This window comes from Lysobacterales bacterium (genome assembly GCA_014946745.1).
Classification (GTDB): domain Bacteria; phylum Pseudomonadota; class Gammaproteobacteria; order Xanthomonadales; family Xanthomonadaceae; genus Aquimonas.
In genome coordinates this window covers 318,435-330,845 of record JADCRD010000003.1, presented here as the reverse complement: position 1 = coordinate 330,845, position 12,411 = coordinate 318,435, and the positions used below count along the sequence as shown (strand labels likewise).

At 69.3% G+C, this 12,411-nt stretch carries 12 protein-coding genes; 4 read left to right on the top strand and 8 right to left on the bottom strand.

Going from position 1 to position 12,411, the window contains the following annotated elements; all coding sequences use genetic code 11:
* Positions 1–105: 105 nt before the first annotated feature.
* From H4O13_17235 to H4O13_17225, 3 genes are all read right to left on the bottom strand, one after another.
* Positions 106–540 (bottom strand): VOC family protein, encoded by a 435-nt coding sequence (locus H4O13_17235; protein MBE5317140.1) that lies wholly within the window; start codon positions 538–540, stop codon positions 106–108.
* A gap of 211 nt (positions 541–751) precedes the next feature.
* Positions 752–1,576: an AraC family transcriptional regulator gene (locus H4O13_17230; GenBank protein MBE5317139.1), complete on the bottom strand. Its 825-nt coding sequence runs from the start codon at positions 1,574–1,576 to the stop codon at positions 752–754.
* Between the two features lie 181 nt (positions 1,577–1,757).
* A complete protein-coding gene (locus tag H4O13_17225; GenBank protein MBE5317138.1) occupies positions 1,758–1,943 on the bottom strand; it encodes a hypothetical protein in 186 nt (61 codons plus the stop codon).
* A gap of 202 nt (positions 1,944–2,145) precedes the next feature.
* On the opposite strand from H4O13_17225, the gene H4O13_17220 reads away from it, so the two are divergent.
* Positions 2,146–2,391 carry a K+/H+ antiporter subunit F gene (locus H4O13_17220; GenBank protein MBE5317137.1) on the top strand — a complete coding sequence of 82 codons (246 nt, stop codon included), beginning with the start codon at positions 2,146–2,148 and terminating at the stop codon, positions 2,389–2,391.
* Positions 2,388–2,759 (top strand): Na+/H+ antiporter subunit G, encoded by a 372-nt coding sequence (locus H4O13_17215; protein MBE5317136.1) that lies wholly within the window; start codon positions 2,388–2,390, stop codon positions 2,757–2,759. The genes H4O13_17220 and H4O13_17215 overlap by 4 nt, the downstream gene beginning before the upstream one ends.
* 49 nt (positions 2,760–2,808) lie before the next feature.
* On the opposite strand, the gene H4O13_17210 is transcribed toward H4O13_17215, so the two are convergent.
* Positions 2,809–3,861 (bottom strand): hypothetical protein, encoded by a 1,053-nt coding sequence (locus H4O13_17210; protein MBE5317135.1) that lies wholly within the window; start codon positions 3,859–3,861, stop codon positions 2,809–2,811.
* Between the two features lie 673 nt (positions 3,862–4,534).
* Between H4O13_17210 and H4O13_17205 the strand changes: the two genes are divergently transcribed.
* Positions 4,535–5,218, top strand: coding sequence for a hypothetical protein (locus tag H4O13_17205; protein MBE5317134.1), 684 nt, complete (start codon positions 4,535–4,537; stop codon positions 5,216–5,218).
* A gap of 6 nt (positions 5,219–5,224) precedes the next feature.
* On the opposite strand, the gene H4O13_17200 is transcribed toward H4O13_17205, so the two are convergent.
* A complete protein-coding gene (locus H4O13_17200; GenBank protein ID MBE5317133.1) occupies positions 5,225–8,035 on the bottom strand; it encodes a tetratricopeptide repeat protein in 2,811 nt (936 codons plus the stop codon).
* The gene (locus tag H4O13_17195; protein MBE5317132.1) at positions 8,032–8,589 is read right to left on the bottom strand and encodes a sigma-70 family RNA polymerase sigma factor; all 558 of its coding nucleotides are present in this window, start codon (positions 8,587–8,589) and stop codon (positions 8,032–8,034) included. Before H4O13_17195 ends, H4O13_17200 begins: the two co-directional genes overlap by 4 nt.
* Before the next feature lie 791 nt (positions 8,590–9,380).
* Between H4O13_17195 and H4O13_17190 the strand changes: the two genes are divergently transcribed.
* Positions 9,381–9,809 (top strand): nuclear transport factor 2 family protein, encoded by a 429-nt coding sequence (locus tag H4O13_17190; protein ID MBE5317131.1) that lies wholly within the window; start codon positions 9,381–9,383, stop codon positions 9,807–9,809.
* A gap of 304 nt (positions 9,810–10,113) precedes the next feature.
* On the opposite strand, the gene H4O13_17185 is transcribed toward H4O13_17190, so the two are convergent.
* Both H4O13_17185 and H4O13_17180 read right to left on the bottom strand, forming a co-directional pair.
* A complete protein-coding gene (locus tag H4O13_17185) occupies positions 10,114–11,448 on the bottom strand; it encodes a substrate-binding domain-containing protein (GenBank protein ID MBE5317130.1) in 1,335 nt (444 codons plus the stop codon).
* A 241-nt stretch (positions 11,449–11,689) separates the two neighbouring features.
* Positions 11,690–12,283, bottom strand: a complete 594-nt coding sequence (locus tag H4O13_17180) for a hypothetical protein (GenBank protein ID MBE5317129.1) — start codon at positions 12,281–12,283, stop codon at positions 11,690–11,692.
* Between the last annotated feature and the right edge of the window lie 128 nt (positions 12,284–12,411).

Sequence of the window (12,411 nt, the reverse complement as noted above, 5' to 3'; positions counted from 1 at the left end):
ACCCGCGCCGGACCGCCGACTTGAAACACCCCCGGAAGGGAGTTCTTCAACAAGCTGCGAGCCCGCTGAGGCTTCAGCACGCGAGCGCGCACAGGCGGGCAAGGGCTACTGGAACAGGGCGGTGTAGCGACGCTGCATTTCTTCCGGGCTCACGTCTTCGATGCTGTGGCCGATCAACCAGCGATGTCCGAAAGGGTCGATCACCGCGCCACCGCGCTCGCCGTAGAAGGCGTCGCTGACCGCGCGCTGCAGTTGGGCACCCGCGGCCACCGCGCGTGCCACCACGGCATCGGCATCGTCGACGTGCAGATGCAGGGTGACGCCCGCCTGGCCGGGCTGGGCCGGTGGCCGGATGTCGACTTCGGGAAACGGATCGCAGAGCATCAGCGTGAACTCGCCGATGCAGGTCTCGGCATGGCCGATGCGGCCCGAGGGTTCGACCAGACGGAACTTCTCGACCGCGCCGAAGGCTTCAGCGTAGAAGGCGAGCGCGGCCGAGGTATCGGCGACGCACAGGTAGGGGAACAGTTCACGGTGCATGTGGGCCTCTCGTGGGCGGAGCGCGCCAAGTCTGCGTTCGCCAGCCTCGCCCTGTCTTGTATCCACTTGACCCGGGCTGGGAAAGCGACAGTCTTGAAGCGTGTGCTGAATGCAGACGCCGTAGCGCGGGCCTGTCTGCGCGTGCGCAGCGCGCTGCCGCCACGAGCGTCCAGCGGCGGTTGCAGTCGGCGGGGAGTTTTCGCGCACGCGCTCAGTCGAGCGGAAGATGCTGCATCCACGGCCCGCCCCAGCGGCGGTAGCGCGCCGGGCCGATGCCCGCATGCACCGCGAACTGGCGCGACAGATGTGCCTGATCGTGGAAGCCCAGATCGAGCGCGAGCTCGGCCAGCGGCCTGTGCGGCTGCTCGCGCAGGGCGGGCAGTGCGCGTGAGAAGCGGGCCAGTTCGCGCCACTCGCGCGGCGTGCAGCCCAACGCGGCGCGGAAGCGCTGCAGCCAGACGCGATGGCTGAGACCCGAAGTCGCGGCCAAGACCAGTACCGGGGTGCCCACGGTCAGCGCCGCGAGCGTTTCGTCCCAGCGCTCGCACTGGAGCAGTGCGGTGTCGCGGCCCTCAAGGCAGGCAAGCAGCAGGTCTTCCAGTCGGTCGAGCAGGGCTGCGTCGGCCGGCATGCGCTGCAGCGCGGCGAGCCCGCTGCGCAGACGGGCCGGCAGCAGATCCAGGAGATCGAGGTGGCGGCCGGCAAGGCGATCCGCCGGCTGCCCGAACAGGGCCAGACTTGCGCCCGGCTTGAGATCCACGCCGACGCTCACGCCGCTGTCGGCCGCGCTGCGCAGCAGGCTTCGATGACGCAGGCCGGCGTACTGCAGACGCGCATGCGGAACGCCGCGGCGGTCCTCGACGCCGCGGAAGCTGCGCATCGCCCGCCCCTCAAGGCGCAGCACCAGTCGCGTCATGGCCGACGGCAGGCAAAGCTCGCGGGCCGCCACGGGCGAGTGGGCCGCCGCGTGCAGCCAGAGTCGCTGCACCCAGGGCAGCAGGGCGGGCCGTTCAGGGCGACGCGACAGCGGGGGCACTGGCAGACCTGGGAGTCGGGATGGGGATGCAGCAGGGTGCGTCCCTCATCGCCGTCTGCGCAAGCGGATCGCTCGTTCGCGCTCGCGCCGGACTCACTCACGCGGGAGGAATCCCCTGCGTGCTCGCTCCGCGGGCGCGCCCTCCATGGCGCGCGACCACGCTGATTTCTTGAGCGTTGGCCTAACGCAGCCACACCTCCACGCGCCGGTTGCGCGAGCGGCCCAGCACGAGGCTGCGGAAGGTGTCGTAGGTGCCGGAGCCGTCAGCGAGCGCATGCAGGGCGATGCGGCCCGCGCTGCGGCCAAGCTGCGACCAGTCGCTGAACTCGGCGGCGAATACCCGGCGCAGGTCGCGCAGCAGGTGCATTCCACCCACGACTACCGGTGCGCGGTCGATGCCGCCGCGCCGCGCCTGCGCTCCGCCACGCCGCTGGGGCCCGCCGCCGGGAGGCCCCGTGATGAAGACCCTGTTTCGCGCGCCGCTGCTCAGCCTGTGCGTGATCGTGGCGTGGCTGCTGCGGGTCGGCAGCCTAGAACCTGGAAACCTGTTGCTGGCGACCCTGCAGGCCATGCTGCTGCCGCAGATCGCCCAGCGTCTGCGTCATGGCCCGGCCGGTGTCCGCCGTCCGTGGGTGGCGCTGCGCCTGTTTCTGGTGGTGGTGATGTCCGTCAACACCATCGCGCTGCTCATTCTGCTTGGCATGCAGCTGCGCTCGGACGTCTACTTCGAAGCCGTGCTGGTGATCGCCATGCTCGGCTTCGTCGGCACCTTGGCACTGTCGCGCTATGCGATGCGCAGGGACATCATCGAATGAACATCGACAGCGTTCTTGAGTACCTGATGGCCGCGCTGCTGCTGACGGGCGGATTCTTCGCGATCGTCGGCAGCTACGGACTGTTCAAGCTCGGCAGCTTCGAGAAGCGGCTGCACGGGCCGACCAAGGCGACCACGCTGGGCGTTGGCGGCATCCTGATCGCCTCGATGCTGTTCCACCTGTTCTGGAGCGAGGCTTTCAGCCTGCGCGAACTGCTGATCACCCTGTTTCTGTTCATCACCGCCCCGGTGTCGGCGTTGATGATGATGCGTGCGCATCCTGCTGCAGCGCGGGCAGCGGCCGGTGGCGCCGCAGGACGAAAGCGCATGCGGAAACAACCCGCCTGCCGCGATCGCGGCGGCGGGTAGTTTCAGTCATCCGGGTCGGCTCCGCCGGCGGGCGTTGTCCAGCGCCTGATTAAGCGCCCAGCACCCAGCGATAGCCGATGCGGTAGCGCCCACCGTGACCGGTGATATCGCCGGTGTGCACCTTGGGGCCGACGCCGTCGCTGCCAAACTGGCTCTGGTTGTTCAGGGTCAGTCGGATGCCGTAGGGCCGCATCTCGTCTTCATCGAGGATGTTGGCGATCACATTGCCGATTGCCCCGATGACACCGGCAATCGCTGCGCCCACGGCAGGCCCCACAATCGCGCTCATGATGGCGCCTGCCAGAGCGGTCAGAGCGTCGGTGAGCTGGCGGGCGACCTCGGCATCATTGCTGTCGGATTCGACCAGCTTGAAGATCGCGTACAGGTGTTTCGGGTAGCCGGGAGTGGTGCGAAGACTGTACTGGCCCAGAAACAGCTCACCGTAGCTTGCATAGGTCCCGGTGCGGAAGTCGCCCGCATCGAATGACTTGATGACCGAGACATTGCCGCTTGAGCCGATACGCAAGCCCCCGAAGATCATCTCGTCGGTGCCGGGCGGCTGGGTCTCACGCACACAGTGAATGGCGCGCAGCACCAGATGGCAGCGGGTGAACGTGTTTGCATTGCGTGGCGTGCCGCGCAGGGTGCCCGGCGCCGCCTGGCGCGGCTTGATGGTGAGCCGCGGCAGGGTGGTCGGCTTCAACTTCAAGCCAAGGCGTTGATCGAGGCCAGCCGGTTTCAGGTCCTGCAGCTTGAGATCGGCACCGCCCAGTGCCTGGCGCAGCTTCTGTGGGCTGCGTGCCAGCGCACGCAGGCCCGGCGCCATACGCGCGATGGCTGCCGGCGGTACGGCCAGGGCCGCAGCGGCCAGTCGCCCCTCCAGGCTGGTGGGATCGCTGATGGGGTTTGCGGCCGGGTCCAGCCGATGCAGCAGGCTCTTGATCAGAACCGCGGCGATGCGCTGGCTCAGCGCTTCGGCCTCCGCGCGCTCACGCGGCTCCAGGCTCTCCAAGCCGAAGGCTTCTGCGACGGGTGCATTGAACTCGGCCTGCTGTTCGGGGGTGATCGGCGCACGCACGCCGAAACTCTTGTCGGTACTCATGGGCTGCTCCATTGGTGTGCAGACAGTGGGGTGGAGGCGGACGCCACCAGCGGCTGCGTCCTGCTCCGAGCCTGTAGTCGCAGACGCCCGAAAAACCCCGCCAACTTTTTTCGATCTCGTGTTCTGCCCGACTGCCATCGCCGCTTTTGGAGCACGTTGGGAACCCGTGGCTGGATTCGCGCGCTGCTTGCGAAGCGGATCGCGTCGGCAGGTGCCGCTCCGCTGCGGCTGCCTGCCTGCGATGAACACCAGCCGCGGCGCACCTGCATCACGCTCGACCCGAAGCAGTTCCTCGATCGCGATCCAGGTCTGAGCGATGGGATCGCGCCCGGCCGGCGATGCCGCTTCGAATGGGCTCGGCGCCTGCTGCAGGGCCTCCTCGACCGCGAACTCAACGCGGCTTCGGCGGCCTATGCGGGCACATCGCTGCGATCAGACCGCGATCGCCGCGCAGACGCGTGCGCAGCTGGGCCGAGCGCTGGCCTTGGTCGCAGAGCAGACTTGCAACCCGCCACACAGCGAGCGAGTTGTCCGCCTGGCGGGTTTGGCTGGGAGAATCCGACTAGGGAAGGTCTGTTCAACTTCATCCTGGCCTTGATCAGACGGCGCGTGTCCGGCGCTGGTCCGGGCTCGTGCTCCAAGCCGCCAGCCAATCCACTGCGAGGACCTCAGCATGCGCATCGTCGCCCGCTTCCTGTCTCTCCCACTCGGCGTCGCCCTGACGGCGGCAAGCGCCGTGGCGCCCGCCCAGACCGTGCCGAGCGCTGCACCGGTCGTGCCCGCCGTGCGCACGGCAAGCTCGACGCCAACGCCGGAGGTGACCGCTGCAGGGGCAAGGAACTGCCCCCGCCCCGGGGGCGGTACCGTGGCCTACTCCAATTGCACCGACCCCGAAGGCCCCGGTCAGGGCGAGCTCCAGCTCAAACGCGTCGAGTCGCTGGAGCTGTCGTTCCCAAAGCCTGACCTGGCGCTGCTGCCACTGCTGCGCCTCGGTGGGCAGACGGGTGCGTGGGACGGTGAGCTGCACATTCCCTCGGCGACCGTCGTGAACGGAACTTGCCTGCTGTCGCTTCAGATCGGCGTGATCAATGACAGCCAGCAGGACAGCGCGGCGACGCGACATGTGCTGCGCCAGCGCCCGTCGCGGTCCTCAGGCCACCCAGGCCGTACGCTCGGCGTGCTGCAGCAACCGGCGCTGGAGCCCGGTGAGACCCGGACCTTCGAGCTGAACGTGCAGCTGTCCGGCGGTAGCAGCTGGGTCCAGGTCGAGCTCGACAGCGACGACAGCGTCAAGGAATCGAACGAGGGCAACAACCGTGGGCGCGTTCAGATCCAGCTCGATCCGGCCTGCGGCTGAATCGGTTCAGGGTCGCAGTCGCATGCGCACCGCCACGGTGCGGGCGTCGTCCGGCCCCAGCTGACGCTCGCGCTGGCTCAACGCGCGCTGCAGCAGGTCCCGCGCTTCGGCGGTGCGCCCGTCCGCTTCGGCCAGATCGGCCTGGGCGAGCCAAAGCTGTGCGAACCGGTCGTGGGTGTCCGGCAGGGATGCAGCGAAGACGCGTGCAGCGGAGTCGAGCTCCAGCGCGGCCTCCTGCAGCCGACCCTGCTTGCGCATCACGATGCCGAGATGCAGATGGTCGATACCGACTCGCTCATGGTCGGGTCCGTACTGGCGCTGCTGGTCGTGCAGCGCCTCGCGGTAATGCTGCTCGGCCTGCGCAAGCTGCCCGCGCGCCTCGAACACGCGGCCGAGGTTGAACACGGTGGCAGCGCGCCAGGCGTGGTCTGCGGGGTACAGATCGAGGGCGATCCGGTAGTGCTGGTCCGCGGCTTCGAGTTCACCGCGGTCGTGCTGCACCCAGCCGATGTCGCTGTGGGTCATCGCCACCAGGGGGTGGGCTTCGCCCAAGCGCTCGCTGCGGATCTTCAGCGCCTGCTTCAGCAGCGCCAGCGCTTCGTCCAGCTTGCCCTGTGATTTCAGCAGTCGGGCAAGATTGTTCATTATCGTTGCCGTTCCGGGATGCAGGCTGCCGCGGCCTTGGCGACTGTCTTCGAGCACCTGCCGGTACAGCGCTTCAGCGGCCGCTTCGTCGCCGCGGCTGCGATACAGCACCGCCAGGTTGTTGATGACGTGGATACGCTCCGGGTGGCCGGCGGGCAGCAGCTCCGCGTGAAGCGCGTTGGAGCGCTGCAGCAGCTGCGTGGCCGAATCGAGCTGACCGCCGGCACGGCGCGCCGCGCCCAGACTGTTGAGTATCCCGGCCAGGGCCAGACGGGTGTCGGCCTGCGCCTCAGACGGCAGCGCGGACTGCGCTTCGATCTCTGTCAGCAGCGCAGTGAACTGCGCATCGGCATGCTCGATCCGCCCGTCCGACAGTTCGACCCATCCCAAAGCCTTGCGTGCCTCCCACTGCAAGGCGCGCAGCGTGGGTGCGGAGTCGCCCCCGGTGGCAGCGGCAGCCTGTTCGAGCAAGGTGCGCGCCTTCGCATAGGCGCCCAGTTCGTACTGGGCACGCCCGGCCAGCAGCCACCACAGGAGCCGCTGCGTCGGGCTGCGCACGTTCTCCGGCACCGCCACGCCGGCCCGTTCGATCTCGGCCCAGGCCTCGTCCGGCAGCCCGAGACTGAGCTGGGCTTCTGCCACGGTCAGGCGCAGGTCGAAAGAGAGTCCGGGGTCAGCTTCCAGCTCGGCCTGCAGGGGCGCGAGGCCCTGCGCGAGCACCTCACGCACACTCAGATCGGCCAGCCCGCTGCGCTCGGGGTCGGCCTGGGCGAACAGCTGCAGCAACATCGATTTGACGCGCTCGGCGCGCAGCGCTTGGGCATCCGCCGCATCACGCTCCGCCGCCAGCGCGCGGGCCTGATCGCGCAGCTGCACTCCGTATCCGATCAGCAGCAGAACCAGCAGAAGCAGCGCGCTTGACTCGATCGGATGCCGGGCCAGGAAGCGGCGTGCGCGGTAAAGCCGGCCGGGTGCGCGCGCCAGCACCGGCAGCCCGTGCTGCCAGCGCCGCAGGTCTTCGGCCAGTGTTGGCACGTCGGGGTAGCGGGCCGAGGGCTCCTTGCGCAGGCACATCAGTACTATCCGGTCGAGATCGCCGCGCAGCCGTCGCTCAAGTGCGCGCGGGCTGCTCGCGCGTGCCAGCGCCCGCGCCAGTACATCCTCGCCCTCCCGAAAGCGTCGACTGGGGGGCAGCGCCAGCTGCTCGCAGACCGCGCGCTGCAGGGCGGCAGGGCTGGGATCCACCGGCTGCTGGGCCGGGCAACCGCACAGCAGCTGGTACAGCAGCAGGCCGAGCTGATACAGGTCGGACGCCACACCCATGGGCTGGCCAAGCAGCTGCTCCGGGCTGGCGTACTGCGGCGTCAGCAGGCGCAGGCCGGTCGCCGTTGCCAGATCATTGGCAGCCGCTGCCTGCAGCGGCTTGGCGATGCCGAAGTCGAGCAGACGCACCCGCCCTGCGCTGTCCACCATCAGGTTGGAAGGCTTGATATCCCGGTGCAGAACGCCCTGCTGATGCGCGTGCGCCAGCGCTTCCAGCGCCTGCAGGAACAGCGCCACCCGCGCCTCGATGCCGAGTCGGTCCGCGTCGCAGTGGCGGTCGATCGCCTGCCCGTCCACGTAGTCCATGACCAGGTAAGGCCGGCCCTGCGCGTCTTCGCCACCGTCGATCAGCCGGGCGATGCCGGGATGCGAGAGTTCCGCGAGAATGCGCCGCTCAAGCTCGAAGCGGCGCAGGAACTCCTGCGAGTCGATGCCGGCATGCAGCCGCTTGACCGCGGCGCGCTGGACGAAACCGTGGCTGCGGCGCTCGCCCAGATGGACGCTGCCCATGCCGCCGCGGCCCAGCTCGCGCAGCAGGCGCCAGCAGCCGACCTGCTGCAACGCGGCTTCGCCGGACAGAGACCCACCCAGCGGATCCGGCTCGGCGTCGGCGACGTCATCCAGCAGCACCCGCCACAGCTGCGAGGAAGGGGGCAGCGCGAACGAGTCGGACCCCAGGGCAGCGGCTTCGGCGAGCAGCGCGTCGAGCGCATCCGCCATGCGCGGATCGCGCTGACGCTCCACCTGCAGGGCTGCGGCGCGGGCCGGCGGGTCCAGCGCCAGCAGGGCGTCGAACTTGGCATCCAGACGCGCGCGATCGTCCTCCTCGAAGCCCGCCTCGGCGTTCATCCCAGCGCCCGCTGCAGCCACACCCGCGCCCGCAGCCAGTCGCGCTGGAGGGTGCGCAGGGGCACGTTCAGGGCGAGCGCGGCTTCGGGCTCGCTCATGCCGGCGAAGTAGCGGCATTCGATCAGGGCAACCAGCCGCGGGTTGATCTGCTGCAGCTGGCCCAGCGCGCTGTCGAGCGCCAGCACATGGGTGCTGATGGCCTCCACCGAGCCACTGTCGGGCAACAGTTCCTCTAACTGCTGATCGCCGCCGCGCTTCAGCGCGCCGCGGCGACGCGCGGCATCGACCAGGATCCGCCGCATCGCGCGCGCGCAGACCGCGAAAAAGTGGCCGCGGTCCTGCCAGGCCACGCCGGATTCCTCGACCAGCTGCAGGTAGGCCTCCTGCACCAGTTCCGTGGCCTGCAGGGTGGGCGTGGCGCCGAAGCGCTGCAGCTGCCGGCGAGCGATCTGGCGCAGCTGGGCGTAGACCTGCGGCAGCAGTCGATCGAAGGCGGCGCGGTCGCCGGCGTGGTGCTGACGCAGCAGCTCGGTGATCTCGGCGTCCACCCGCATTCCCTCCCGCAGCGCGATGGACGGGAGTGTGCAGCGACCTTGTCGCGACGTCGAGATTCCGTGCGACGGTTGCCGAACAGTCCGGCGGCCGCTCTTCACCCCTGCGAAGGGCGGAATGCCCTCGACCGCTGCGCTGCAGTCGCGGATAGCGCCCGTTCCCAGACCTGTGGGATGACCCGGACACCGTAGCGAGGGCGAGTCAGAGCGTTCGTGGCAAAGCGGACTACGCGAGGACAAGCGAGTTTGGTGAATCAAATGAACGTAGAACTCGCGTCGCGCGCCGCAGGCACGAACGTCCAGAGGTGGCCGCAGTGGGCGGCTGGTTCTTTCGCGCGCTCAGCGCTGCCGCCCGCCACCGAGGGCGCTCGCCGATCGAGCACGCACGTGCTTGATCCAGCGCGAGTGCGTCCGGACCAGCGCCTTCTGGACTGGCCCTGCAGGGCTTCCGGAGTCGGGCCGCGAGGGGTGAGCCGCGCGATCGGCGATGATTTCCTGCAGGCCCGGGCAGCGCGCGGCGGCCGGGTGTGGGTGGATGCCAAACGGTCACGGATCGATATGCGTCTGCAGCAGCGGAGCACAGGCTGTCTCGACGATCCCGCGGCGCATCGGCACGGACCCCGTCACCGCGGTTCTCGCCACGCTCGGGGTCAGCACAGCGGTTGCCCAGCAAGCCGATCAGTGCGTCGAACACTGGCGGGCGGTGCGCGAAGCCGGCGCCTCGTGATCCCGGGATGCGCGTTCCTGCGTTGTCTCAAGGGTGCCACTCGCGGCACCCACCGAGGAGACGCAGCATGAAGAGGATTCCGCTGCTGTTCGCCGGCCTGCTGTGTGCCGGGGTCAACGTTCACGCCAACGACGACACCGCCATCCGTGCCTTCGTCGCCACCTACGACCGCGCCTACCAGACGGGCGACACCCAGGCCGTCGAGACCCTGCTCGCCGCTGACTATCGGGGGGTGGTCGAGGGCGCGGTGAAGGATCGCGCCGCGGCGCTGGCTGAATTCGCGGCCATGGACCATGCCGCGATCACCGCCATGTCGACCCGGCTCGAACGCATTCATGTCGCCGGCGATCTCGCAGTCGCCGTCGGGCGGATCCACTGGACAAAGGGCGACGAGACCGGCGGCGAGTACCTCACTCTGGTGCTGCGCCGCGAGGCGGGCCAATGGAAGGCGGTGGACGAACACGTCTCGGATTTCGCCGAGGACACCGCGCGCTGAACGGGTGCGCGCGCCGCAGCGCGAGGCGGCAGGCCGTTCCTGTCGGGCACTTGCGGCCGATCGCCGACCGCCGCGACCTGATCGCGGAGACGCCCGCCGCCAGCGCGCACTCCTGTCGCGCGACAACGCTGAACTCTTACGCCTTGCCCTGGCAGCTTGTTGAAAAACTCCCTTCCGGGGAGTTTTCCAAGTCGGCGGTCCGGCGCAGGTCCGTACCGCCTCAGGACGCATCCATCGCTGACGCGCCTGCTTCGTCGTCCCGGCCATCCCTGGCCGGGCCAGCAGGCTGTTTTTCAACAGCCTGCTAACGCAACCACACTTCCACGCGCCGATTGCGCGCGCGGCCGCGCGGGCTGTCGTCGGCGGAGAGCAGCAGCTGGCCGCCGAGGCCGCGAACGCTGCGCGGGCGCAGGCCGAGCGCCTCCATGCGATCGGCGACTTGATCGGCGCGATCGTTGCTCAGAACCTCAGCCTGCAGCGGAGTCACTTCGCCGGCATCGGCGAAGCCGACCAGCAGCAGGAAGCGTCCCTGCTGCGCGGGCTGCCGCATGAACTCGGCCAGGCGCTCAAGATCCGCCAGCGCCTTGCTGTCGGGCGCGATGCTGCCTTCGTCGAAACGCAGATTGAGCGAGAGCCGGCGCGCGCCCTGCACCAGCTGGCGATAGTTGGCAGGCGCATCCGCGGCCAGCTCCGGCGCAAACGCCTGCACGCGCTGCGAGACGAAGCCGGTGCCCTCGACGATGCGCTGACCCGCATCCGAGAGCACGAAGGCCAGCAGCGACTCCAGACGCCCGTCCTCACGCGCCGGCGCGTACAGAAACAGCCGCCGCGCCAATGCGTAGTCTTCCACCGCCACTTCGCGCGCACTGGGCTCGCGCGGCAGCGCGCCATCGGCCACCGCCAGCGCACGCACCCCTTTCACCCCCGCCAGGCCGACAAAGCCGATCGCGTTCGGATCGCGCGCCACCGCGGCCGCGAGCGCCTCGGTGCTTTCGTAGCGCAGCGCCCGCAGCGACAGCGGCGCGCTGCCCAGCACCAGGCTGCGGAAGGTGTCGTAGGTGCCGGAGCGGTCATCGCGCGCATGCAGGGCGATGCGGCCCGCGCTGCGGCCGAGCTGCGACCAGTCGCTGAACTCGCCGGCGAACACCCGGCGCAGGTCGCGCAGCTCGATCTGCCGCAGCGGACTGCTGGGATGCACGATGACGGCGAGGCCATCGAGCGCGATCACCACCTCGCGCACCTCGCCCAGCTGCGCGCGCTCGGCCTCGGTGATCGGCCGCGAGGACATCGCCAGATCGGCGCGCATGCCGGCGAGATCGGCAAATCCCGTGGAGCTGCCGTGCGAGTGCAGCTGCACGCTGACGCCGTCGCCGGCATGGATCAGCAGCTCGTCCAGCGCCTGCGGCTCGCGCCGCAGACCGCTGTGGCCCTGCTCGCTCAGCCACGCCTCGACCAGAGCGGGCATGAGCCGCTCGCCGACCGTGTTGGAACCATGGATGCGCAGCGGCTGAGCCTGCGCCAAAGCTGACAGCAGGGAGAGCACCACGGCCAGCAGTGCGCGGGTGCGAGCACGCTGTGTGAACGCTGCGCGGGCAGCCGTACAGGAGAGAACGATGCGAACAAGCGGGTCGGCGGTCATCGGGGTCGGGCTGGCGCAAAGCTTTGTGCAGCCTGCCTGCGCGAGATTGCAGGGCAATGACCCCCAGATCGCAGGCTGACACCGAAGAGCCGCTTGGCGCAGCTCTGTTCAGCGAGCAGCACAAGCGGGCAAGTGCCCGCCTTGAACAGCAGCTTGAGGACCCGCCAGCGAGACGTCGAGACCGCTACCGGCAGTGGCGCAGGCCGTGCACCGTGGTTGCGCGACGCGCCTGCACCGCAGCTCAGCTCAAGGGCTTGAGCGTCGTCAGAGCGGGCGAAACCAGAATCAGAACGAGCGCCGCCACCGCGCCCAGCACGAGCCCGCAGGCCACTTCCGCCCGGGTGTGTCTGCGCAGGCGGAGACGTGAGGCCGCGACCAGCAGGGCCATCGCCGTGAACACCGCTGTGGCCAGTGCGGAGGGCCACAGCCAGGCCAAGGGCAGCACCGCGAACAGGCAGTGGTGCGAAATCTTCAGCCAGCGCGCGCTGACCAGGACGACGGCCAGGCAGGCAGCGACGACGCCCAGGGCCGAAGCCAACTCCGGGGCACCCGAAAGCCCTGCCGCGACGCTGCCGACGGCGAGGCCGATCAGCAGAAAGCGATTGAGGCTGCGTCGTTCCTTGGGCTGGCTGGCATCGATGTGGCTCCAGCCGCCGCGGCGGGTCTGCCAGACCAGGAAGCCGAGCACGACGGCCAGCAAGGCCAGCGCGCCCAAGAGGCTGCTGCGCCCCGCCGCAAGGTCGCCAGAGCGCAGTGCCGCCCACAGCACCGACACCGTGATCGAGAGCAGGGGATGCCAAAGGCTGGAGATCCAGCGAGCAAGGAGGATCGGCATCAGAGTTCCGGACGGAGGCGCAAGGGAGGTCTGAGTAGCACAACCTGAGGCAGCACGGATGAAGACCCTCCTATGGCCCCACCACCCGCATCGGGTGGGTCTTGACCCACCGTATGGCCCCACCACCC